Source organism: Buchnera aphidicola (Thelaxes suberi) (genome assembly GCF_964059005.1).
Lineage (GTDB): Bacteria > Pseudomonadota > Gammaproteobacteria > Enterobacterales > Enterobacteriaceae > Buchnera_I > Buchnera_I aphidicola_C.
In genome coordinates, this window is sequence record NZ_OZ060389.1 from 80,287 (window position 1) to 104,652 (window position 24,366).

20 protein-coding genes and 1 other RNA gene are annotated in these 24,366 nt (G+C 24.6%); 16 read left to right on the forward strand and 5 right to left on the reverse strand.

Annotation, left to right across the window (positions count from 1 at the left end; translation table 11 throughout):
* The first annotated feature begins 37 nt into the window (after positions 1-37).
* The gene (gene pmbA / locus AB4W61_RS00390) at positions 38-1,384 is read left to right on the forward strand and encodes a metalloprotease PmbA (protein ID WP_367679010.1); all 1,347 of its coding nucleotides are present in this window, start codon (positions 38-40) and stop codon (positions 1,382-1,384) included.
* Between the two features lie 37 nt (positions 1,385-1,421).
* On the opposite strand, the gene rnpB is transcribed toward pmbA, so the two are convergent.
* Together rnpB and rsmI are read right to left on the reverse strand one after the other, a co-directional pair.
* An RNA gene (rnpB, locus tag AB4W61_RS00395) (RNase P RNA component class A) lies at positions 1,422-1,872 on the reverse strand.
* A 23-nt stretch (positions 1,873-1,895) separates the two neighbouring features.
* Entirely contained in the window at positions 1,896-2,762 is an 867-nt protein-coding gene (gene rsmI, locus AB4W61_RS00400; RefSeq protein WP_367679011.1) for a 16S rRNA (cytidine(1402)-2'-O)-methyltransferase, read from the reverse strand.
* A gap of 201 nt (positions 2,763-2,963) precedes the next feature.
* Here rsmI and AB4W61_RS00405 point away from each other — a divergent pair, with 201 nt between their 5' ends.
* The 4 genes from AB4W61_RS00405 to dapE all read left to right on the forward strand — a co-directional run bounded on the left by AB4W61_RS00405 (position 2,964) and on the right by dapE (position 8,647).
* Positions 2,964-4,208 carry a beta-ketoacyl synthase N-terminal-like domain-containing protein gene (locus AB4W61_RS00405; protein WP_367679012.1) on the forward strand — a complete coding sequence of 415 codons (1,245 nt, stop codon included), beginning with the start codon at positions 2,964-2,966 and terminating at the stop codon, positions 4,206-4,208.
* A gap of 194 nt (positions 4,209-4,402) precedes the next feature.
* Positions 4,403-5,359, forward strand: a complete 957-nt coding sequence (gene tal / locus AB4W61_RS00410; protein WP_367679013.1) for a transaldolase — start codon at positions 4,403-4,405, stop codon at positions 5,357-5,359.
* Between the two features lie 66 nt (positions 5,360-5,425).
* Positions 5,426-7,426, forward strand: coding sequence for a transketolase (gene tkt / locus AB4W61_RS00415; protein WP_367679014.1), 2,001 nt, complete (start codon positions 5,426-5,428; stop codon positions 7,424-7,426).
* Between the two features lie 90 nt (positions 7,427-7,516).
* Complete coding sequence (dapE, locus tag AB4W61_RS00420) at positions 7,517-8,647, forward strand: succinyl-diaminopimelate desuccinylase (RefSeq protein ID WP_367679015.1); 1,131 nt, start codon at positions 7,517-7,519, stop codon at positions 8,645-8,647.
* Positions 8,648-8,897: 250 nt separating this feature from the next.
* Here the strand turns inward: dapE and dapA are convergent, their stop codons facing one another.
* Both dapA and aroC read right to left on the reverse strand, forming a co-directional pair.
* A complete protein-coding gene (dapA, locus tag AB4W61_RS00425) occupies positions 8,898-9,782 on the reverse strand; it encodes a 4-hydroxy-tetrahydrodipicolinate synthase (protein ID WP_367679016.1) in 885 nt (294 codons plus the stop codon).
* Between the two features lie 425 nt (positions 9,783-10,207).
* On the reverse strand, positions 10,208-11,281 hold the full coding sequence (gene aroC, locus AB4W61_RS00430; protein WP_367679017.1) for a chorismate synthase: 1,074 nt from the start codon (positions 11,279-11,281) through the stop codon (positions 10,208-10,210).
* Between the two features lie 233 nt (positions 11,282-11,514).
* Here aroC and smrB point away from each other — a divergent pair, with 233 nt between their 5' ends.
* The 11 genes from smrB to metG all read left to right on the forward strand — a co-directional run bounded on the left by smrB (position 11,515) and on the right by metG (position 22,989).
* Positions 11,515-12,048 carry an endonuclease SmrB gene (gene smrB, locus AB4W61_RS00435; RefSeq protein ID WP_367679018.1) on the forward strand — a complete coding sequence of 178 codons (534 nt, stop codon included), beginning with the start codon at positions 11,515-11,517 and terminating at the stop codon, positions 12,046-12,048.
* A 350-nt stretch (positions 12,049-12,398) separates the two neighbouring features.
* Positions 12,399-13,298, forward strand: a complete 900-nt coding sequence (gene hisG, locus AB4W61_RS00440; RefSeq protein ID WP_367679019.1) for an ATP phosphoribosyltransferase — start codon at positions 12,399-12,401, stop codon at positions 13,296-13,298.
* Between the two features lie 4 nt (positions 13,299-13,302).
* Positions 13,303-14,598: a histidinol dehydrogenase gene (hisD, locus tag AB4W61_RS00445; protein ID WP_367679020.1), complete on the forward strand. Its 1,296-nt coding sequence runs from the start codon at positions 13,303-13,305 to the stop codon at positions 14,596-14,598.
* 12 nt (positions 14,599-14,610) lie between these two features.
* Positions 14,611-15,669, forward strand: a complete 1,059-nt coding sequence (gene hisC / locus AB4W61_RS00450) for a histidinol-phosphate transaminase (RefSeq protein WP_367679021.1) — start codon at positions 14,611-14,613, stop codon at positions 15,667-15,669.
* Between the two features lie 33 nt (positions 15,670-15,702).
* Positions 15,703-16,782, forward strand: coding sequence for a bifunctional histidinol-phosphatase/imidazoleglycerol-phosphate dehydratase HisB (gene hisB / locus AB4W61_RS00455; protein WP_367679022.1), 1,080 nt, complete (start codon positions 15,703-15,705; stop codon positions 16,780-16,782).
* Positions 16,783-16,784: 2 nt separating this feature from the next.
* Entirely contained in the window at positions 16,785-17,378 is a 594-nt protein-coding gene (gene hisH / locus AB4W61_RS00460; RefSeq protein WP_367679023.1) for an imidazole glycerol phosphate synthase subunit HisH, read from the forward strand.
* Between the two features lie 3 nt (positions 17,379-17,381).
* Positions 17,382-18,134 carry a 1-(5-phosphoribosyl)-5-[(5-phosphoribosylamino)methylideneamino]imidazole-4-carboxamide isomerase gene (gene hisA, locus AB4W61_RS00465; RefSeq protein ID WP_367679024.1) on the forward strand — a complete coding sequence of 251 codons (753 nt, stop codon included), beginning with the start codon at positions 17,382-17,384 and terminating at the stop codon, positions 18,132-18,134.
* Positions 18,104-18,880 carry an imidazole glycerol phosphate synthase subunit HisF gene (hisF, locus tag AB4W61_RS00470; protein ID WP_367679025.1) on the forward strand — a complete coding sequence of 259 codons (777 nt, stop codon included), beginning with the start codon at positions 18,104-18,106 and terminating at the stop codon, positions 18,878-18,880. Before hisA ends, hisF begins: the two co-directional genes overlap by 31 nt.
* Positions 18,874-19,512 (forward strand): bifunctional phosphoribosyl-AMP cyclohydrolase/phosphoribosyl-ATP diphosphatase HisIE, encoded by a 639-nt coding sequence (gene hisIE, locus AB4W61_RS00475; protein ID WP_367679026.1) that lies wholly within the window; start codon positions 18,874-18,876, stop codon positions 19,510-19,512. The genes hisF and hisIE overlap by 7 nt, the downstream gene beginning before the upstream one ends.
* Before the next feature lie 142 nt (positions 19,513-19,654).
* The gene (gene gndA, locus AB4W61_RS00480) at positions 19,655-21,061 is read left to right on the forward strand and encodes an NADP-dependent phosphogluconate dehydrogenase (protein WP_367679027.1); all 1,407 of its coding nucleotides are present in this window, start codon (positions 19,655-19,657) and stop codon (positions 21,059-21,061) included.
* Between the two features lie 278 nt (positions 21,062-21,339).
* Complete coding sequence (gene metG, locus AB4W61_RS00485; RefSeq protein ID WP_367679028.1) at positions 21,340-22,989, forward strand: methionine--tRNA ligase; 1,650 nt, start codon at positions 21,340-21,342, stop codon at positions 22,987-22,989.
* Between the two features lie 24 nt (positions 22,990-23,013).
* Here metG and tilS read toward each other — a convergent pair whose 3' ends face one another.
* Positions 23,014-24,363 (reverse strand): tRNA lysidine(34) synthetase TilS, encoded by a 1,350-nt coding sequence (tilS, locus tag AB4W61_RS00490; protein ID WP_367679029.1) that lies wholly within the window; start codon positions 24,361-24,363, stop codon positions 23,014-23,016.
* Positions 24,364-24,366: the final 3 nt, after the last annotated feature.

Here is a 24,366-nt window from a genome sequence, read left to right on the forward strand (position 1 = left end):
ATTAATTTTATTAAAAAAATAATTCGAAGGAATGTACATGCATAAAATTATTTATGAGAAACCGACAGAAAAAAATATTGTTGATACTATCAAGTATATTTTAGATTACAAAAGAAATCAATTTGATCATATTGAAGCGCATGTTCAAAAAAAACAAGGCATGTATGTTTCTGTCAGAAATTTGAATATTGAAAACATTGAATTTCATAAAGATATTAATATTTTTATTACAGTTTATATTAAAAATAAAAAGGGAAGTGTTACGTCTTCTGATTTAAGTATGGATTCTATAAATAAATTATTATTAAAAGCTATAAATATAGCATCATATTCTACATATGATAAATATGCTAATATTCCTAATTATGATCTCGTTAGTTACTTTCCGAAAAAATTAAAAACATTTTTTAATTATTCTTTAGATGCTGATTATGGAATTAATTTAGCGTTGCAATCAGAGCAATCTGCTTTAAGTTATAATAAAAAAATTACAAACAGCGAAGGATCAAGTTTTTCTAGTAGTGTTAATACTATTGTATTTGGAAGCAGTGCAGGAATAATAAAAGATTATAGTTTTACTTCTTCGTCTATTTTTTCTGAAATTATTGCAAAAGATAAAAATGGAATGCAAAGAGATTGTTATTATTCGTTATCAAAAGATATAAATGATTTAGAAAATCCTCAAAAAATAGGTATTAAAAGTGCACAACGAGCTTTATTAAAGTTATCACCTATAAAATTACATAGTACTAAATTACCTATAATTTTAACTGCAGATTTATCTTCTATGGTTTTGAATGAATTTGCCAAAGCTATTTATGGAAAAAATGTGTATAGTAGTACTACTTTTTTACTTTCTATGATGCAAAAACAAGTTTTCCCGTTATGGTTAAATATTATTGAGGACCCATATTTAAAAAAAGGAATTGGTTCACATCCTTTTGATTTAGAAGGGGTAAGTTCAAAATATCAGATAATAGTAAAAAATGGATATTTAAATACTTGGTTATTGGATCATTATTCTGCGAATAGATTAAATTTAATAACTACAGGGCATTGTGGTGGTATTTCTAATTGGATTATCAAGGTACAAGATACAAATTTAAATTTTCAACGTTTAATGAATTCTATGAGTACTGGATTATTTATTACTGAATTAATGGGTAGCGGTGTGAATATAGTTACAGGTGATTTTTCTTATGGAGCTTCAGGTTTTTTTATACAAAATGGAGAAATACAGCATGCTGTTAGCGAGATAACTATATCTGGTAATTTAAAAGATATGTTTTTAAACATAATTAATATTAGCAATGACATAAATATAAAAAATAAAATACAAACAGGTTCGATTTTATTTGAACAAGTTCACATTTCAGGAATATAGTTATTTATTTGAATGTTTTATTAATAAATTATATAAAAAATGAAGTTGACTAATAAGCCGGGTTCTGTATTTAACAGTCATTCATCTAGATTAGTAATCACTTACTAATTCAAGCAGCCTACCCGAATTTATTTAGTTAGAGCTTGAACTATAAAATTCTTATTTGGCCTTGCTCCCAAGTGGAGTTTACCTTGCCATTAATTGTTGCCAATAATGCGGGGTGCTTTTACCACTCCTTTTCACCCTTACCTTAAGATTTTATTTTTAGTTATAAAATTATTAATAATTCGAAGAGATGATTATTAATCATATAAAAATAATAGCAATAAGGCGGTATTTTTCTGTGGCACTAGTCGTAGATTCACATCTCCCAGGTGTTACCTGGCACTTTAGCTCAAAGGAGCCCGGACTTTCCTCTACTGAAATTTATTTCATTATTAAAATAATAATTTTTTAAATTATTAGTAGCGACTGTTTCAGTCAACTTCATATTTTAACTATATAATATCATTCAAATTAAATTATTCATATTTTTTTTAAATAAAAATTCATATAAATAATTTTTTTTTACAGCATGAATTTTTGTTGTATACAGTGCAGCTTCTTTTTCATTAAGCACTTTTTTTAAAATATTAAATGTATTAAAAATTTTGTTTTTAATATCTTGTTTATTTGGTTTTTCACACCCTTGTATTAAAATAATAAATTCACCTTTTAATATATTATTATTATTACTAATCCATTTTAACATTTGTAATACAGGTAATCTTTGAATAAGTTCCCATATCTTAGTTAATTCTTTTGCAATGACAATATTTCTATTTTCTCCAAAAATATTTTTAATATCTATTAAGGTAGATGTTAATCTGTTTGGTGATTCAAAAAATATCATGGTTCTAGTTTCGTTTTTTAACAATTCTAATATTTTTTTCCGAGCGCTCTTATTGGATGGTAAAAATCCTTCATAACAAAATCGATTTGTTGGTAATCCTGATGCGATTAATGCAGTTATAATAGCACAAGCTCCTGGGATAGGTATTATTTCAATATTTTTAAATAATATACATTGCTTTAATAAATAAAAACCTGGATCATTAATAATAGGTGTACCTGCATTAGACACTAATGCAACATGTTTTTTTGTTTGAATATATTTGATAATATTTTTAGTTTTTTTATTTTCATTATATTTATGCAAACATGTCAAATTATTATGTATATTATAATTACGTAGTAATATTTTAGTATGTCGAGTGTCTTCTGCTATAATTAAGTCAACTTTTTTTAAGATTTCTAAGGCTCTTTTTGTTATATCATTCAGATTCCCAATAGGAGTTGGAACAATATATAATTTTCCTGTTTTATGTGATAAGTTCATTTTACCATCTTGTTTTTTATTAAATTTCTTAACATATTAAAAAAAGTATTGATATCAATTAAATTGATTTTTATATTTTTATTTATTTTTTAATATTAAAGTAGTTATGTTTTTATATATAAATTATATAATAATGCTTTAAAACAATAAAATTTAATAAAAATATTTTTATTTACAATAAATAAATTTTAGGTATTGCATGTGAATAGAGTAGTAATAACAGGTTTTGGAGCTGTTTCTAGTATAGGTAATTCTGAAAAAGATATAATGTTTTCATTAAAAAATGGAAAATCAGGGATAACTATATCCAATGAAATGAAAGAAATGGGAATAAAGAGTCATGTATTTGGGAATATTAATATCAATAAAATAAAAGAAAATATACCATTTCGAATGCTAAAATACATGAATTCTGCAACTATATATGCGTACTTATCAATGCAGCAAGCTATTATTTCATCAAAATTATCGTCTAAAATATACCGTTATAATCCTAAAATTGGATTAATTATTGGTTCGGGAACTCATCCATCTCAATGTTCTTATTCTAATATTCAAAGTATAAAACAAGATAAAAAAGGTAATATTAGAATGAATCCTCATTCTATTATTACAACTATGCCTTCGAATTTATCTGCAGTGCTATCTACTATTTTTAATATTCAGGGATTTAGTTATTCTATTAGCTCTGCGTGTACAACATCTTCGCATTGTATTGGTCATGCTTTTGAATTAATTAGGAATGGGCAGCAAACAGTTATTTTTTCTGGAGGAGCTGAGGAGTTAAGTTGTCAATTAGCTTTAGAATTTGATTCAATGAAAGCATTATCAACTAAATATAACAATAACCCTGTCATAGCTTCGCGTCCCTATGATAAGAATAGAGATGGTTTTGTAATTTCAGGGGGGGGAGGTGTTGTTGTATTAGAAGAGTTACAACATGCTATTAATAGATCAGCATATATTTATGGAGAAATCAAATCATATGCATCTGTTTCAGATGGTTTTAACATGTTAATACCTTCTGATAATGGAGCATTAAGATGTATGAAAAATGCATTAAAAAATATTACTACCTCTATTGATTATATAAATATGCATGGAACTTCAACAAAGATAGGGGATAAAAAAGAAGGTTTAGCTGTTTTGAATTTATTCAAAAATAAAAAAAAATATCTTTTACCTCCATTATCTTCTTCAACTAAATCTATTACTGGTCATGCTTTAGGAGCTTCTGGTGTGCATGAAATAATTTATTGTTTATTAATGATTAAATATAATTTTATAGCGCCTAATATTAATATAGAAAATATAGATCCAGATTTAATAGAATTAAATATTGCAACTAAAACTATTAATAAAAAAATCAATGTTATTATGTCTAATAATTTTGGTTTTGGAGGATCTAATGTAGTATTTGTTATAAGCAAGTATAATTTTTTATAAAATTTATAAATATAATTTATATTATTTATTAATAAAAATATTTTTATAATAAAAAAAATATTTTTTTTTAAAATAAAAGTGTTGTATAGGATATATTACATTAATATATAACTTGAATAATTTTAAACATTGTTTAAATTTTATAAAAATTATTTGTAAGAAAATTGTATTTATTAACTATAAAGGAATCATGAATGAATCAGTTAGAATATTTAAAAAAAAATAGTATAGTAGTAGCAGATACAGGAGATATTAAGTTTATAAAAAAATATAAACCTCAAGATGCTACAACAAATCCCTCTTTAATTTTAAAAGCTGTAGAATCTGGATTCTACAATAATTTGTTAGAAAAATCAATTTTATATGCAAAAAAAGTAGGAGGTAATAGATTATTACAATTAAACAATGCGTCAAAAAAACTATCAGTTTTAATTGGAATGGAAATTTTAAAATATATACCTGGAAGGATTTCTACTGAAATAAACGCTTCTTTTTCATTTAATTATGAATCTTCTTTTAATGAATCTAAAGAATTAATTAATTTATATGAAGAAGAAGGAGTAGATCGATCTAGGATTTTGATTAAATTAGCCGCAACTTGGCAATGTATTAATGCGGCACGTGCATTAAAAAAAGAAAATATTAATTGTAATCTTACTTTATTATTTTCATTTGCTCAAGCAAAAGCGTGCGCTGAAGCAGGAGTTTTTTTAATATCACCTTTTGTAGGAAGAATTTTGGATTGGTATAAAAGTAAAAATTTGTTATCTTTTTATTCTATAGATACAGATCCCGGTGTATTATCTGTTAAAAAAATTTTTGATTATTACAAAACTAATAATTATAAAACTATAGTTATGGCTGCTAGTTTTCGTACTGCTGATCAAGTATTAGCTTTATCTGGTTGCGATTATTTAACTATTTCTCCTAACATTTTAAAAATATTACAATCACGTTCAGAAAATATCGTGTCCTCTATTAATAATAAACATATTTTAAATAAAAACAGTTGCATTAATAAATTATCTGAATCTGATTTTTTATTAGAACATAATCAAGATGCAATGGCGGTAGAAAAATTATCGGAAGGTATTCGTCAGTTTATATTAGATCAAAAAAATTTAGAAAAAATATTAGAAAAACATATTTAAATATTAAAATTTACATAATTTTAAATAATAATAAAATTTTTATATAAACAGGAAAAATATATTGTTATGAGAAGAAATCTAAAAAAAACAGCTAATGCATTACGTATTTTAAGTATAGATGCAATTGAATATGCTAACTCGGGACATCCTGGAGCTCCAATGGGTATGGCTGATATAGCCGATGTTTTATGGAGAAAATTTTTAAAACACAATCCTAATAACCCAGAATGGAAAAATCGCGATAGATTTGTTTTATCTAACGGTCATGCTTCAATGTTATTGTATAGTTTATTGCATCTTTCAGGATATAAAGATGCTTCTATAGAAGAATTAAAAAAGTTTAGACAATTAGGATCTAAAACTCCAGGACATCCAGAATTTGGTCATATTGCTGGAGTAGAAGTAACAACAGGTCCTTTAGGTCAAGGTTTAGCTAATGCGGTTGGTATGGCAATTGCAGAACGCACTTTAGGGGCTACTTTTAATAGGACTCATTATCCTATTGTTGATAATTATACTTGGGTTTTTGTTGGTGATGGATGTTTAATGGAAGGTATTTCTCATGAAGTTGCTTCTTTAGCAGGTACATTAAAATTAAATAAATTAATTGTTATTTATGACTGTAATAACATTTCTATTGATGGCGATACACGAGGTTGGTTTACTGAAGATACAGCAAAAAGATTTAAGTCTTATAATTGGAATGTAATAGAAAATGTTGATGGTCATAATTTTAAAGATATTTATGAATCTATTAAAATAGCTAAATTAACTAAAGATAAACCATCATTAATTATTTGTAATACAATTATTGGTCTTGGTTCCCCTAATAAAAATGGAAAAGCAAGTTGTCATGGGGCTCCTTTAGGATCTGAAGAAGTATTTTTGTCTCGAAAATTTTTAAATTGGAATTATGATCCTTTTATTATACCAGATGAGATATATTCGAAATGGGATTTTAAAAAACAAGGGAATGATTTAGAACACAATTGGAATAAACTTTTTAATGAATATAAAAATAAATATCCTGATTTAGCAAAAGAGTATTTAAGAAGAACTAATAAAATTTTATCAAAAGAGTGGAAAAAAACAAGTAGACTATCTATTCAAAAAATGTGCAAACATAGTAATAATATTTCTACACGTCAAGCATCTCAAAATATTTTAGAAGAATGGGGTTTATTGCTTCCGGAGTTATTAGGTGGATCAGCGGATTTAGCGCCGAGTAATTTAACATTATGGAGTAAATCACAATCAATTAAAAATGTTTCATGTGGTAATTACATTCATTATGGTGTACGAGAGTTTGGTATGACAGCAATTGCTAATGGAATAGCTAACTATGGAGGGTTTATTCCTTATACAGCTACATTTTTAATGTTTGTAGAATATGCAAAAAATGCAGTCAGAATGGCAGCAATGATGCATCTTAAACATATTTTTATTTATACTCATGATTCGATAGGTTTAGGCGAAGATGGTCCAACTCATCAACCTATTGAACAAATTGGGAATTTGCGTTCAACACCGAATTTGAATGTATGGCGACCGAGTGATCAATTAGAAACAGCAATTGCATGGCATTCAGCTTTAGAAAATAATAATCCTACTGCTTTAGTCTTATCTCGTCAAAATTTAATGCACATTAATAGGGATGCAATTCAAATTGATAATATTTATAAAGGAGGTTACGTATTAAAAGATTTTAATTTTTACCCTGAATTAATTTTAATTAGTACTGGTTCAGAATTATGGATAACATTATGTGCAGCTGAAATTTTAAGTAAAAAAGGTTACTCTATTAGAGTTGTTTCTATGCCTTGTACGAATATTTTTGATCAACAAGACGCTTATTATAAAGAACTAATTTTACCTAAAAAAGTTAAAAAACGTTTGGCTATTGAAGCAAGTCATTCTGATTTTTGGTATAAATATGTAGGATTAGATGGTTTTGTTTTAGGCATAAATACTTTTGGAGAATCAGCTCCATCAGAAGAATTGTTTATGAAATTTGGATTTACAACAGAAAATATAGTAAATATATCTGAAAAATTATTATTAAATTAAATCATTTACTTTTTTTAAAAAAAAAGGGGAGGGTCAGCCCCTTTTATATTATTAAATATTTTATATAATTTATTGTATATGAGGGTGATTATGAATTGTCCTATTGTTAAGTTAACACAAAAATTAATTAGAATTCCTTCTATTAGTCCTTTAGACTATGGTTGTCAGGATATTCTTATTAAGAGATTATTACGATTAGGTTTTATTGTAGAAAAAATTAATATTAATAATACTAGTAATTTTTGGGCTTATAAAGGAAGCGGAAAGTCTATTGTTTTTTTAGGGCATACTGATGTTGTTCCCTCAGGTAATTTAGATTTATGGAAATACGATCCTTTTCAAGGTTATATTGAAAATGGAATCTTATATGGAAGAGGAGCTGTAGACATGAAAGGAGCTTTAGCAGCAATGATACTAGCTGTCGAAGAATTTATTTTATCAAATAAAAATAATTATAAAGGAAGGTTAGGTTTTTTAATTACTTCTGATGAAGAAGATAAAGGTACTGATGGTATAGCGCAAGTAGTAAAAATTTTACAATCTAAAGGAGTTAAAATTGATTATTGTATTGTAGGGGAGCCAACTAGTAGTAATTATGTTGGTGACTATATAAAAAATGGAAGGAGAGGTTCTTTAAATGTTGAACTAAAAATTCAAGGAATACAAGGACATATTGCTTATCCTCATTTATCTAACAATCCTATTCATACATCTTTACCTTTTTTAATAAAATTAATACAAAAAAAATGGGATGCAGGTAATCAATTTTTTCCTCCTACAATGCTTCAAATTTCTAGTATTCAAGTAGATAATAATAAAAATAATATGATACCTAGTTATATATGTATTAATTTTAATATACGATTTGGACCTATTAATACAGTATTAAATATTAAAAAAGAGATATATAAATTATTAAAAAGATATAATTTAAATTATACTGTTAAATGGAATGTTGCAGGTAATTGTTTTTATACTAAACCTGGTAAACTATTAACATCTGTTAAAAATGCTATTTCTAAAATACAACTAAAAAAAACTAGCCTTTCTACTTCAGGAGGTACTTCGGATGGGCGTTTTTTACCCGAATTAGGTGCTCAAGTAATAGAATTAGGTTTAATAAATAAAACAATTCATCAAGTTAACGAATGTGTAAAAATATCTGATTTACAAGTATTAACTCGTATTTATCAGAATATCTTAGAAGAAATTATGGTTTAGTTTATATTATTAAAATGCTCATTATATATTCATAGAATACTACTATATTAAAATTTTTTTATACAGTAATATTATTTATAGTAACACGCGAAGCATATATACTTCGTATGCTACTAGTTTAGTTAATATTTAATTTTTTTATAACTTTAACTTTTATAAAATATGAAATTATATTTCAATAATAAAATTATGATTTTAATTAATTTTTTAATAATTATTCTGATTAAACGATTAAAATACAATTTAAATTTTATTTCGTATTTTTCAAAAATTCATTAGTAATTTTCATTAATATTTTTTTATTTGTTTGTGATAAACTGGTCATTGGTAATCTTAATGTTGCATTTAAGATTAAACCTAACTTTTTTGCTACCCATTTTACTGGTATAGGATTTGAATCAATAAAAAGATGTTTATGAAAAGGCATTAATAATTGATTGATTGATTCAGCGTTATTGAAATCATTTTTTAACGCTAAAGAGCACATTTGTGACATTTTTTTTGCAGCAATATTAGCAGTAACAGAAATGACTCCATGCCCTCCTAGTTTAATAAAATCTAAAGCAGTTGCATCATCGCCACTAATTAGTAAAAAATATTTTTTTACTAAACTTTTTATTTTATTAACACGAGACAAATCTCCAGTAGCTTCTTTAATTCCAATAATATTTGGGTGTTGAGATAATTTTGCGATTGTTTCAGGGAGTAAATCACATCCTGTACGCATTGGAACATTATATAAAATTTGCGGTAAATTAGTGTTTTCTGCTATAGATTGAAAATGACGGTATAATCCTTCTTGATTAGGTCGATTGTAGTATGGAGTAACACTTAAGCATGCTGCAACACCTGAATCTTCAAATTTTTGAGTTAAGTTAATACTTTCTGTAGTTGCATTAGATCCAGTTCCAGCAATAATTGGAATTTTTTTTTCTGCAATATCAACCACTCTCATTACTAGATCTATATGTTCTTTTTGATTTAATGTAGAAGATTCTCCAGTCGTTCCAACAGAAACAATGGCAGAAGTTTTATTATTAATATGATATGTAATTAAGTTTTTTAAACTTTTTTTACATATATTACCTTTTTCATTCATTGGTGTAATTAAAGCTACAATACTACCTTTAAACATTTTAATTTTCTCTTTAAAATATTAAATATATTTTAATATTAACAGTTATAGAATGAATTTTTTTTTAGAATCTAACAGAAGTAATTGTTTATTGTCATATTCTTTTTTTTAAATATTTTGATTAATAAAAATTTTTTATATAAATAAATCAATAAAAATTTAAATATTTTATTTTATTTTTAATAAAAAACTTATATTATTTTAATAAATATTATTATTTTAAAAATTATTATATGTTATACACTACATATAATACTGAATTATATTTCAACAAATTATTAATTATTTTAATATTAAATGTTATTTAACATTAATTAAAATAAAATTTTAATGTTTTTATAGATATATAAATATCTACATGAAACTTTTTACTGAATCATCAATTAATTTCTTTTAACTTCTGGTTTATTGGATAAAAATTGTATTTAAAAATTTTTTAAATTTCCGCATTGTGCTCGATATCTTAATAAGTGATCCATTAAAATAATTGCAGACATTGATTCTGCTATTGGAACAGCTCTTATTCCAACACAAGGATCATGCCTTCCTTTAGTAATAATAACTGTTTTTTTATTAAAAATGTCAACAGTTTTTGCTGGTATAGAAATGCTAGATGTCGGTTTTAAAGCAATAGTAATAATAATATCATTACCATTACTTATACCTCCTAAAATACCTCCAGCATGATTACTAAAAAATTTTTTTTCAGACATTTCATCACGATGAAAACTTCCTTTTTGCTCTACAACTTTAATACCATCACCTATTTCAACTGATTTTACTGCATTAATACTCATTAATGCATGTGCTAAGTCGGCATCTAATCGATCGAATACTGGTTCTCCTAATCCAATAGGGGTATTATTAATAATAATTCTTATTTTTGCTCCAATTGAATCACCTTCTTTTTTTAATTGTTTAATAAGTTGTTTAATTGGATATATTTGTTTTTCATCACCACAAAAAAATGGATTTTTTTCTATTATATTTTTATCGAATAAATTGCATTTAATAGGACCTATTTGTTTTAAATAACCTAATATACAAATATTAAAATGTTCTTTTAAATATTTTTTTGCTATTGATCCTGCTGCTACACGCATAACAGTTTCACGAGCCGATGATCTTCCACCTCCTCGGTAATCTCGAAATCCATATTTTTTAGCGTAAGTAAAATCAGCATGACCAGGTCTAAATTTATGTTTAATAGATTCATAATCTTGAGATCTTTGATCTTGATTTTTTATCATTAATCCAATACTAGTTCCTGTAGTTTTCCCTTCAAAGACTCCTGATAAAATCTCTACTATATCTGATTCTCGACGTGGTGTAGTGTATTTAGAAGTTCCTGGTTTACGTTTGTCTAATTCTTTTTGTATGTCTGCATTAGATAATTCTAATCCCGGAGGAGTGCCATCTATTATACACCCTAAAGCTGTACCATGGGATTCTCCAAAGGTAGTTACTTGAAATATTTTTCCAATAGTATTACCACTCATATTATAATTCCTTATTTGGAATAATGTTTTTAAATTTGTATTTAATTTTTTTTATAATTATTATATAAATTAATTATTTTAATATTATTGAAATAATATATTATGTATGTAAGTTACTTATATAAGATATATGAGATACGTTTTTTTTATTAAAATTTTTTAAAATGTTTAAAGTATATTAATTTAATTTATCATTAAAATATTTTTTACAGTATTTAGGTATATTTTATATCATGAATAAAATAATTTCACATATTTATCAAAAAGATTTATTTCTATTTCGCGAGCATTGTATAGGAGTGCGTAAGATAGTACAAGATACAATTTTTCATATGGCTACTCCTAATAAATATCAAAATAAAAAGAATAGTTTGTTAAAAAAAAAAATTGAAGAAAGTATGCATACTTATTTTTTATCTAAATCTATTAGTACAAAAATTTTAAAAAAAAATTCAATTTGTTATATTCGTTCTGAAATAAATAAAAAAGAACTAAAAGATTTAAAATCAGGAAAATATCCATCAGATATTATTTTAGATTTACACGGACTTAACAAACAACAAGCGTTATTAGAGTTAGGAAAATTAATTTTAATTTGTAAAAATGAAAAATTATTTTGTGCAAGTATAATACATGGTCATGGAAAGAATATATTAAAAAAACACATTCCTATATGGTTATCACAACATCCTGATATTATTGCATTTTATCAAGATAGTAGTTTTAGAAACAGTCGAGCTGCTATTAGTGTACTAATTGATTTTTAGAAATTTTTGTTAAAGAATAAATAATTCATATTATAGTTTGGTCTAATGTTTTGTATATTAAAACGTAATTTTTTATTTTTTATAAAAAAGAAATTTTTTTATTTCATTATATTTTTTAACATAGAAACATTAGTTCTGTTATTTTTATTTAAAATAATACTTATTTGTTTTTTTATAAATTATTAATAATAAATAATTATTATAGACTGTATTAAATTAAATTTTAAATTGCAAAAAATATTTATATAAATATATTAATTTAATTTTTTTTAAAATTTTAATTTTAAAAATATATATAAAAATATCATAAATTATAGATGTATATATAAAATTTCTCTAAAGGAAACATAATGCTGATCAATAGTAGATTACGTATTGCTATACAAAAATCTGGAAGATTAAGTAAAGACTCAAAAAAATTATTGCTCCGATGTGGGATTAAAATTAATTTAGAAAAAAATAAATTAATTGCATTTTCTGAAAATATGCCAATAGATGTTATGTGTGTTAGAGATGATGATATTCCTGGATTAGTTATTGATAGAATAGTAGATCTTGGAATTATTGGAGAAAATGTTTTAAAAGAAGAAGTTTTAAAATTAAAGTTTCAAAAAAAAAATTTTTCATATAAAGTACTACAACGCCTTGATTTTGGAAAATGTCGGTTATCTTTAAGTATTCCAATTAATAAAAAATATCATGGAATTAAGTATTTTATTAATACGAGAATAGCTACTTCTTATCCTTATATTTTACAACATTTTTTTGATAAAAAAGCAATTAAATTTAAATCTTTTGTATTAAATGGATCAGTAGAAGTTGCTCCAAGAGTTGGTTTAGCTGATGCAATTTGTGATTTAGTTTCTACAGGAGCAACACTAGAAGCTAATGGATTAAAAGAAGTAGAAAATGTTTATCAATCTCATGCTTGTTTAATTACTCAATCACATGGAATTTGTTGTAAAAAAAATGCTTTAATTGATAAGTTGATGATAAGAATTAAAGGTGTTATTAAAGCTCGTGAATCGAAATACATCATGTTACATGCTCCAAATAATAAATTAGAAGAAGTTAAAAAATTATTAAGAGGAGCAGAGCATCCAACTATTTTAAAACTTGCAGGAGATAAAAACAGAGTAGCTATGCATATGGTAAGTAGTGAAACGCTTTTTTGGGAAACAATGGAAAAATTAAAAAAATTAGGAGCAAGTTCTATTTTAGTATTACCAATTGAAAAAATGATGGAGTAATGTAATGGAATTAAATAATAATTTGTTTCATTGGTCATTGTTATCTGATCAAGATAAAAAAAAAATTTTATTACGCCCTATTTCAAAAAGCAATATCGTAGTTAAAAATGAAGTAAAAAAAATTATTTCTAATGTTCGAAAATTTGGAGATAATGCTTTACTTAAGTATTCTAAAATTTTTGATAATTATAATTTAATAGAAATTAAAAAAAATGAAAAATCTATTATTGAATCAAAGTGCACAGTATCGCAAGATTTTAAAAATGCGGTAACAATTGCAAAAAATAATATTATAAAATTTCATAATTTACAAAAAATAAGTAATATCGATATAGAAATTCAACAAGGAGTACGTTGCCAAAAATTAATTTTTCCTATTGAATCTGTAGGTTTATATATTCCTGGAGGGTCAGCTCCTTTAATTTCAACGGTATTAATGTTAGTAATTCCTGCAATAATTGCAAAATGTAAAAGAATAATTTTATGTTCTCCACCAAAAATTAGCAATAAAATTTTATATACTGCTCAATATTGTGGAATTAATGAAATATATGAAATAGGGGGCGCTCAAGCAATTGCTGCAATGTCTTATGGTACACAAACTGTTCCTAAAGTAGACAAAATATTTGGTCCTGGTAATGCTTATGTAACTGAAGCTAAATTACAAGTAAGTAAAAATATTAATGGACCTAGTATTGATATGTTAGCTGGACCTTCTGAATTATTAATTATTGCAGATGAAAACGCGAATGCTAATTTTATTGCATTAGATTTATTATCTCAAGCAGAACACGGATATGATTCACAAGTGATATTATTAACTCCGAGCATAATTTTAGCAAAAAAGGTTATAAAAAATTTATCAAATATGATACTTAGTTCTAAAAGATTAGAATTTATACGCAAATCTTTAAGTAAAAGCCGCATAATAATCACTAATTCTTTAAAAGAATGTATTAGCATATCCAATGTGTATGCACCAGAACATCTTAGCATTCAAACTTTAAACCCTAGGTTAATTTTGCAAGAAATTACTAATGCTGGATCGGTATTTTTAGGGGAATGGTCGCCTGAATCTGCTGGAGATTATGCTTCTGGAACAAACCATGTTTTACCTACATACGGTTCATCAAAATCGATTTCAGGTTTAGGTTTATGGGATTTTCAAAAAAGTATTACAGTACAGGAATTAACACGAGAAGGACTATTACAATTATCAACAACAATTGAAACACTTGCTTTATCAGAAAAATTATATGCACATAAAAATGCAGTAACAATGAGACTAAATAAAATGTAGGAATAATTATTAATGTTTGACATAACACAACTTGCTAAAAAAAATATACAACAGTTAAAGCCTTATCAATCAGCTCGCAGAATAGGAGGTGCAGGTTCAATATGGATGAATGCAAATGAATTACCTTATGAAATAAATTATATTAGTCAAAATATTAAATTAAATCGGTATCCTGATAATCAACCAAGCAACGTTGTTAAAAAATATGCAAATTATGCAGGTGTATCATATAACAATGTTATTGTTACACGAGGAGCTGATGAAGGAATAGAATTGCTAATAAAAGCTTTTTGTAATTCTGAGCATGATGCAATTATTACATGTCCTCCTACTTATCCCATGTATGCTATTAGCGCTGAAATTATGGGTATTAAAAATTATGAAATTGCTACCTTTTATAATTGGAATTTAGATTTACAAAAAATTTATAAGTATCGAAAAAATACAAAAATAATTTATATTTGTCGCCCTAATAACCCTACGGGTTATTTAATTAACGAACAAGATATTTATTATTTATTAGATTTATTCAAAAATACTGCTTTGGTCGTAGTAGATGAAGCGTATATAGAATTTTCTATGAATTATAATTTATCTAAGTTAATACCACTTTTTCCTAATTTAGTTATATTAAGAACTTTATCAAAAGCTTTTGGATTAGCTGCATTGAGGTGTGGTTTTATTTTAGCTAATTGCTCAGTAATTAATTTATTAAAAAATATTATTGCTCCTTATCCAATACCTACTCCGATATCAGATATTGCATCTCATTTTTTAAATGAAGATATGATTATTAATATGAAGAATAGAGTAAAAAAAATAAATGTTTTAAAAAAATGGTTTTTAGAAAAATTAAAAAATATCAAAGTTATTAAAAATATTTTTGATAGTCAAGGAAATTTTTTGCTTATAGAATTTTTTTGTTATAAATCAGTATGTAAAAAACTTTATGATAAAGGCATTATTATCAGATCCCAAAATGATAAAATTATGTTAAAAAATCATGTACGCATTTCTATAGGAACTCATAAAGATTGCGCTCAGATATTAGATATTTTAAAAAAATTATAGTTTTTTTTTGCAAATATTAATTAGGTACATTTCATGTTGCATAAAGTGTTATTTATAGATAGAGATGGAACTTTAGTAAAAGAACCGAATGATAATTATCAAATTGATCATTTAAAAAAAATCTGTTTAGAGAAAGATGTAATAATAACTTTGTCTGAATTAAAAAAATATAATTTTATTTTTGTTTTATTAACAAATCAAGATAATTTAGGAACTTTAAGTTTTCCTTTTAAGCAATTTTATCAAAGTCATAATTTTATTTTAGAAGTTTTTAGATCCCAAGGTATTATTTTTGATGAAATACTTATATGTCCTCATTCAGAAAAAGATAATTGCATGTGTCGTAAACCAAATTTAAAATTAGTTGAAAAATGGTTAATTAATAATTTAATAGATAAATCAAATAGTTATGTTATAGGTGATAGAATAACCGATATGCAGTTAGCTGATAAATTAGGTATTAATGGTTTGCGTTATGCACATAATAAATTATCATGGAAAAAAATTGGTAACATATTAACAACAAAAAAACATTGTTCATCTGTATATAGAAAAACTAAAGAAACTGCTATTTACGTTAAAACTTATTTAAATTTATATAAAGAAAGCAATAAAATTAATACAGGCGTTAATTTTTTAAATCATATGCTAGATCAAATTGCTGTTCATAGCGGTATCTATTTTAATATTAAAGTAATATATGGAGATTTACATATTGATGATCATCATACAATAGAAGATACAGCGATAGTATTAGGAAAATCATTATCTAAATTAATTAGAAATAGTATGACCAATTTTAATAGATTTGGTTTTATTTTACCTATGGATGAAAGCACTGCAAGTTGCATTTTAGATATTTCTAATCGTCCTTATTTAAATTTTAATGTTACATTTAAGAATAGCAAGATTGGAGATTTAAGTAGTGAAATGGTAGAACATTTTTTTAAAACTATTGTATATTCTATGAAAATTACTTTACATATTACAGCTCATGGTAAAAATGATCATCATCTTTGTGAAGCAGTTTTTAAATCGTTTGGTCAAGCTTTAGGTCAAGCGATAAAAAAAAATAAAAATAATGCATTATTAAGTTCAAAAGGGATTTTGTAAAAATGACTATAATTATTATAGATACTGGATGTTCTAATTTGTCTTCATTAAAATGGTCGCTTTACAGATTAGGATATACATCAAAAATAACAACAAACGAAGATGATATTATTAATGCAAAAAAAATATTTATTCCAGGAGTGGGTTCAGCAAAAACAGCAATGAATCAATTAAAGCGTTATCATTTGCATAAAGTAATTCCATTATGCAAACAACCAGTACTTGGAATTTGTTTAGGTATGCAATTATTAAGCGAATTTAGTTTAGAAGGAGGTAGAATTAATTGTTTAAAAATAATTGATTGTCATGTACAACCTTTTATTAAAAAAAGTAATGTTATACCTCATATGGGATGGAATAATATTACAGTTATGAAAAATAAATTTATTTTTCGTAATATAAATATGCATGATCAGTTTTATTTTGTTCATAGTTATATTATTCCTTTAGTTAAATATACTATTGCAAGTACAGATTATAGTGAACAATTTAGTTCAGTTATATGCTTTAAAAATTTTTATGGAGTACAATTTCATCCTGAAAAATCAGGATTCGTTGGTGAAACATTGTTAAAAAATTTTTTAGAAATGGAGTGAATAATGATTATTCCTGCTTTAGATATATTAAATCATAAAATAGTACGGTTATATAAAGGAAATTATAATTCTGTATTACATTATTCATATAAATTAACAGATATAATAAAATGGTATAACTTAAAAGAAATTAAAAGAATACATATAGTTGATTTACAAGGAGCTCGTGATCCGAGTAGTAAACAAGTTGATTTTATACAGAAATTGTTAAAAAATTTTACTATTCCATTACAAGTTGGTGGTGGTATTAGAACAGAACAAGACATTGAACAGATTTTTTTAAATAATACAAATTCACGAGTTGTTATTGGATCTTTAGCTATACAAAATATGGTAAAAGTTAAAAATTGGTTTAAAAAATATACAGGTAATAGAATAGTTTTAGCTTTAGATATTAAAATTGATCATAATAAAAAAAAATGTATTTGTATTAATGGTTGGAAAACAGAAACACAGTGTTCTTTAGAACGGATTATTAATGAATATTCAGAATTAGGATTACAACATGTTTTATGTACAGATGTTACAAAAGATGGGACTCTTTCTGGTCCGAATATACAGCTGTATAGTGATATTATTCAGCAATTTCCGCATTTATCTGTACAAGCTTCAGGAGGTATTTCAAGCTTATCTGATATTATTAATATAAAAAAAACAAATATAAATAGCATTATAATAGGAAGAGCTTTTTTAGAAAAAAAATTTACAATTAAAGAGGCGATTTCATGCTGGCAAAAAGAATCATTCCCTGTTTAGATGTGAAAAATGGAGTTGTTGTTAAAGGGGTTCAATTTAGAAATCATATAGTAGTAGGAGATATAATAAATTTATCTAAAAAATACGTAAATGATGGAGCTGATGAATTAGTTTTTTATGATATTACAGCTTCTTCTAATAATGTATTAGTAGATAGAAAATGGATTGCAAAAATAGCTGAATATATAAATATTCCTTTTTGTGTAGCAGGAGGTATAAAAAGCATTGACGATGTAAAGAGTATTTTATCTTTAGGTGCAGATAAGGTATCTATTAATTCTCCAGCTATAAGTGATCCGTTTTTAATTAGTCGTATAGCAGATTGTTTTGGTGTTCAATGTATTGTTGTTGGTATAGATTCTTGGTATAACAATCAAACAAATAAATATAATGTTTTTCAATACACTGGATCAGAGCAAAAAATTATTAAAAAAGATATTGAAACAATTGATTGGGTAAAACAAGTACAAAAATTAGGAGCAGGAGAGGTTGTACTAAACGTTATGAATCAAGATGGAGTAAAAAAAGGTTATGATTTAATACAATTAAAAAAATTAAGGCAAGTATGTCATATTCCTTTAATTGCATCTGGAGGAGCAGGTACAATGCAAGATTTTTATGATGTTTTTAATGCAACTAATGTAGATGGAGCTTTAGCTGCTACAGTTTTTCATAAAAATATTATTAATATAATGAATCTAAAAAAATTCTTGTTTGAAAAAGGTATTGGAGTAAGGTTATGTTAATCACGTTAGATAATATTGCACAAATTAATTGGGACAAAAATAACAATAAAAATGTTCCTGCAATTATTCAAAATTTTTTTTCAGGTGAAGTATTAATGCATGCTTTTATGAATTATGAAGCATTGCAAAAAAGTATAGAAGATCAAGAAGTAACAATTAATTCTAGAACAAAAAAACGATTATGGAAAAAAGGTGAAACTTCTGGAAATTTTTTAAAAATTAAAAAAATTATTACTGATTGCGATTGTGATAGTTTATTGATTATGGTTGATCCTATTGGACCTACTTGTCATTTAAATAATGTTAGTTGTTTTTATTCGAAAGAAAGTAGCCAACATTCTAAGTTGTTTTTTTTACATTATTTAGATAAATTAATAGAATTAAATAAAAAAGAAAATAATAAGAATTCATATACGTATAAGTTATTCCTTAAAGGTAAAGAAAGAATAGCTCAAAAATTGGGAGAAGAGTCAATTGAAACAATTATAGCTTCTATGCAAAATGATAGAGAAAAAATAATTAATGAGTCTTCAGATTTAATGTATCATTTTTTAGTTTTATTACATGAACATAATATGGATATTTATACAATAATATCTAGATTACAAAAACGACATCAAAATACAAATTAAAAAAATTAATAATACATTATTATTAGAAATGTTTTTATATGTGATAATTTTTCATTTATGTCTAAAATGAAATATGTTTTATATGAAGTTTATTAATTGCATAATTAGTCAATTTTTTAAACAATATTATTAGGAAAAAATAATGTTAAAACAGCATATTGGCGTTATTGGTATGGGAGTAATGGGATATAATTTAGCTTTAAATATGGAAAAAAATAATTTTTTAGTTGCTATCTTTAATCGTTCAGAAAAAAAAATGAAAGAAATTCAACAAATAAATCAAGGAAAAAACTTATTACCTTGTTTTTCAATTAAAGATTTTGTTAATTCTTTGGAATTGCCTAGAAAAATTTTGTTGATGGTTAAAGCTGGTCGTTCAATTGATGATGTTATCCTTTCTTTAATCCCTTTTTTAGATAAAAATGATATAATAATTGATGGAGGTAATAGTTTTTATAAAGATACTATTCGAAGGGAAAAAGAATTATATCAACAAGGAATATATTTTATTGGTGCAGGTATTTCAGGAGGCGAAGAAGGGGCATTAAATGGACCTTGTATAATGCCTGGAGGTAATACAAAATCTTATAAATATGTAAAAAAAATTTTTGAAAAAATTTCTGCAAAAGTTGGTAAGGATGCATGTGTTGACTATATTGGACCGAATGGATCTGGTCATTATGTAAAAATGATACATAATGGTATTGAATATGGGGATATGCAATTAATAGCAGAATCTTATACCTTATTAAAAGAATTAATAGGTCTTAATAATGAAGAAATTTCTAATATTTTTTGCGAATGGAATCAAGGAGAATTAAAAAGTTATTTAATTGAAATTACTTCATTAATTATTAAAAAAAAAATGAATAATGATAAATATTTATTAGATCTAATATTGGATGTAGCGGAAAACAAAGGAACTGGTAAATGGGTAGTGCAGGAAGCATTAAATTTAGGTGAGTCATTAACTTTAATTGCATCATCAGTTTTTTCAAGATATTTATCTAATATAAAATCACAGCGCTTAATTGCTAGTACGGTATTAAAAGCCCCTCAAAATAATTATATTAATTCTAATAAAAAAGATATAATTGAAAAAATTAGGCAATCGTTATATTTAGGCAAAATTATATCTTATGCTCAAGGATTTTCTCAATTAAAAAGAGCATCAGAAAAATATTCTTGGAATTTAAATTTTGGAAGTATATCTAATATTTTTCGTTCAGGATGTATTATTAGAGCTAATTTTTTAGAAAAAATTAATGAAGCATACCTGAATGATAATAGTTTATCTAATTTATTATTATCCGATTATTTTACGAATATTGCAAATACATACCATAACGCTTTACGTGATATAATATCACTATCAGTAAAACATGGGATAAGTATACCTACTTTTTTTTCTGCTATGTCTTATTATGATGGATATCGAACTTCTTTATCTAATGCAAATTTAATTCAAGCACAACGTGATTTTTTCGGAGCTCATACTTATAAAAGAATCGATAAAAAAGGAGTTTTTCATACTAATTGGATTGAATAAAAATTTATTTTTTTTTTTTAATAATTATTTTGAGAATATTACGACTATTAATATTTATTAATTATTTTAACACATAAAATAAATGTTTTATTGTTCCAGAATAGTATAAGAATATTATTCTGGAAATAAATTTTGTTATGATTAATTAGTTAAATTAATTAATTAAAATTGTTTTTAATTAATTAATTTAAGTTGTCATTTGAAACTGAAATATCTTTTTATAAATAATAAATATTCATTATTTATTTTATATTATCTCAAGGACGTATTTTAAATTTATGAATAACAAAAATACATTAGTTACTTGTGCTTTCCCTTATTCTAATGGCTCTATTCACCTTGGTCATTTATTAGAACATATTCAAGCGGATATTTGGGTGCGTTATAAACGTATGAAGGGAGAAAAAGTTTTTTTTATTTGCGCAGATGATGCTCATGGTACAGCGATTATGATTCGAGCAAAAAAAGAAAATATTACTCCAGAAACTTTGATTAACAATACATTATTAGAGCATAAAAATGATTTTTTAAACTTTAACGTTGTTCATGATAATTATTATTCTACTCATACAGAAGAAAATTTTTTTTTCGTAAAAAACATATTTAGTATTTTAAAGAAAAAAAAATTTTTAAAAAAAGAATTTATATACCAATATTATGATATACAAGAAAATATTTTTTTACCTGATAGATTTATAAAAGGAGAATGTCCTTATTGTCATGCAAAAAAACAGTATGGGGATAATTGTGAAAATTGTGGATCTACGTATTTATCTACGGATTTGATACAGCCTAAATCTGTTTTGTCAAATACTACACCTTTATTAAAACAGTCGCAACATTTATTTTTTGATTTACCTCAATTTGAACAATTTTTAAAAAAATGGATTTGTTCTGGAGTTCTCCAAAAAACAGTTTTTAATAAAATTAAAGAATGGTTTAATAAAGGATTAAAGCCGTGGAATATTTCACGAGACCAACCTTATTTTGGTTTTAAAATTCCTGATTTTCCAGGAAAATATTTTTATGTTTGGATTGATGCCCCTATTGGTTATATTAGTACTTTTAAAAATTTATGTAATAAAAGTAAAAATATTAATTTTAATGATTTTTGGAAAATAAATTCACCTCACCAGTTATTTCATTTTATTGGAAAAGATATTATTTATTTTCATAGTTTATTTTGGCCTGCTATTTTAGAAGCAGCTGAATTAAGAAAACCAACGGGAATATTTGCTCACGGTTACTTAACTGTAAATAATAAAAAGATATCTAAATCAAAAGGACCTATTATTTTAGCAAAAAATTGGATAAAATTTTTAGATTCAGATAGTTTACGGTACTACTATGCTAGTAGATTATCTTCTAAAGTTGAAGATATTGAAATGAATTTAGAAAGTTTTCATGAGAAAATTAATGCTGATATTGTAAACAAAGTAATTAATCTAGCTTCTAGAAGTGCAAAATTTATTAATTTATATTTTAATGGAATATTATCAGATAAATTAATAGATAAGGATGTTTATAATTTGTTTTTAAAAAGTTCTTTAATTATTGAAGTGCATTTTGAGAAAAGAGATTTTAGTTTAGCGGTTAAAGAGATTATAAAAATGTCAGGTATAGCTAATCAGTATATTAATCAAAAACAACCATGGAAAATATTACAAAATAATAATGGTTTACATAATAGTTATATACAACAAGTTTGTTCAGTATCAATTAATTTTTTTAAAATTATTATGACTTGGTTAAAGCCTATTATGCCTAATTTAGCACAAAATAGTGAAAAATTTTTAAATATAAAATTAAATTGGACGAATATTGGTACACCATTATTAAATCATAAGATTAATAAATTTAAAAAATTGTATACACGTATTGAAAAAAAACAAATTGATTCGCTATTAAGTATATGTAATTTAAGTTAAATGTATAATAAATAGTATTTAATTTTAGTAATCAATTTTATTAAACCAAATTATTTTCCATTTTTTATGTATTGATTGATTATTTATATAATAAGTATCAAAAAATAAACCAATTGCTCCAACAAATTGATTATTATAAAATAACAATGGAATATTATTTCTTTTCCAAGGTGGAATGTGCATTGATTGCCATATTTTTTTTATTGTAGTAGCAAAAGATCTACCTGGTTGTAAAATTTTACCTGTATAATGAAAACGAATAGTAACTTTTTCATTATAATTTGGTTGATTAATAGCATTAATGGCGTTTTTATTAATTTTATTCTGACAAATATAACCTATTTTTAGAGGTAGTTTTATTGGTTTAAATGGTCGATTCCATTTAATGATGATACTTTTTGTATCTGGTTCTTTTTTAAAAAAATAAATATTATTTTTGTATTTTTTTATTTGAAAGTTTTGAAAATTCATTATAGGGTTAATTTTTTTTTTATTTTGAATTACTTCGTAATATAATTTAGATAAAATGTTATAGGAAGGCATTCTTTTTACATGTAAAAAAAACCATTTTCTTAGAATGAGAAAATGTATTTCTTGGTTATATTTTATAATAAAGTTGATATTTAATGAATAGTCTGTATTAATATATTTTTTATATATTTTTTTTATGAAGTATTCAATTACTTGCACACTGGTGGTGCATAGTTTTGATGTGATATAGCATTTTTGTATAAATTCAGGCCATCTTTTTTCCATTTTAGGAATAATTATATGTCTAATATAATTTCTGTCATAATGTAAATCATGATTAGATAAATCTGTTATCCATTTTATTTTTTTTTTAATAGCAAATGAATGTAATAGTGATCTAGGAATTTTTAATAAGGGTCGTATAATAATTGTGTTTAATATTGAACTATATTCTTTTATTGCAGATAGTCCATTAATGCCACTTCCTCTTTTTAGGGCTAGTAAAAAAGTTTCGCATTGGTCATTCAAATGATGAGCTGTAATTATTATTTCTTTAGGTTTTAATATTTTTTTTATTATTTTTAGTCTTTCGTTTCTTGCTATTGCTTCAGTATTGGATTTAATTGGAATTTTTTTTTTTATTTTTTTTGTAATTAATTTTATGTTGTATTGTTTGCATTCAATTTTGCAGTGTTGACTCCATAAATCAGCATGTTGGTTGATTTTATGATTAACGTGTAATACTCTTAATGATTTTAATAAATTTTTATATTTATTGTGAATAAATACTAATTGATGCAATAATACACTGGAATCTAGTCCTCCGCTATACATTAGCAAAAAAGATTGGTGAGTTAATCGATATTTAATTAAATTATTAATAATAATTTCATCTAATTTCATATA

Bases quoted from the DNA above. Each gene is read 5' to 3' on its own strand.
- pmbA (WP_367679010.1), top strand. From the start codon at position 38: ATGCATAAAATTATTTATGAGAAACCGACAGAAAAAAATATTGTTGAT.
- rsmI (WP_367679011.1), bottom strand. From the start codon at position 2,762: ATGAACTTATCACATAAAACAGGAAAATTATATATTGTTCCAACTCCT.
- tal (WP_367679013.1), top strand. From the start codon at position 4,403: ATGAATCAGTTAGAATATTTAAAAAAAAATAGTATAGTAGTAGCAGAT.
- tkt (WP_367679014.1), top strand. From the start codon at position 5,426: ATGAGAAGAAATCTAAAAAAAACAGCTAATGCATTACGTATTTTAAGT.
- dapE (WP_367679015.1), top strand. From the start codon at position 7,517: ATGAATTGTCCTATTGTTAAGTTAACACAAAAATTAATTAGAATTCCT.
- dapA (WP_367679016.1), bottom strand. From the start codon at position 9,782: ATGTTTAAAGGTAGTATTGTAGCTTTAATTACACCAATGAATGAAAAA.
- aroC (WP_367679017.1), bottom strand. From the start codon at position 11,281: ATGAGTGGTAATACTATTGGAAAAATATTTCAAGTAACTACCTTTGGA.
- smrB (WP_367679018.1), top strand. From the start codon at position 11,515: ATGAATAAAATAATTTCACATATTTATCAAAAAGATTTATTTCTATTT.
- hisG (WP_367679019.1), top strand. From the start codon at position 12,399: ATGCTGATCAATAGTAGATTACGTATTGCTATACAAAAATCTGGAAGA.
- hisD (WP_367679020.1), top strand. From the start codon at position 13,303: ATGGAATTAAATAATAATTTGTTTCATTGGTCATTGTTATCTGATCAA.
- hisC (WP_367679021.1), top strand. From the start codon at position 14,611: ATGTTTGACATAACACAACTTGCTAAAAAAAATATACAACAGTTAAAG.
- hisB (WP_367679022.1), top strand. From the start codon at position 15,703: ATGTTGCATAAAGTGTTATTTATAGATAGAGATGGAACTTTAGTAAAA.
- hisH (WP_367679023.1), top strand. From the start codon at position 16,785: ATGACTATAATTATTATAGATACTGGATGTTCTAATTTGTCTTCATTA.
- hisA (WP_367679024.1), top strand. From the start codon at position 17,382: ATGATTATTCCTGCTTTAGATATATTAAATCATAAAATAGTACGGTTA.
- hisF (WP_367679025.1), top strand. From the start codon at position 18,104: ATGCTGGCAAAAAGAATCATTCCCTGTTTAGATGTGAAAAATGGAGTT.
- hisIE (WP_367679026.1), top strand. From the start codon at position 18,874: ATGTTAATCACGTTAGATAATATTGCACAAATTAATTGGGACAAAAAT.
- gndA (WP_367679027.1), top strand. From the start codon at position 19,655: ATGTTAAAACAGCATATTGGCGTTATTGGTATGGGAGTAATGGGATAT.
- metG (WP_367679028.1), top strand. From the start codon at position 21,340: ATGAATAACAAAAATACATTAGTTACTTGTGCTTTCCCTTATTCTAAT.
- tilS (WP_367679029.1), bottom strand. From the start codon at position 24,363: ATGAAATTAGATGAAATTATTATTAATAATTTAATTAAATATCGATTA.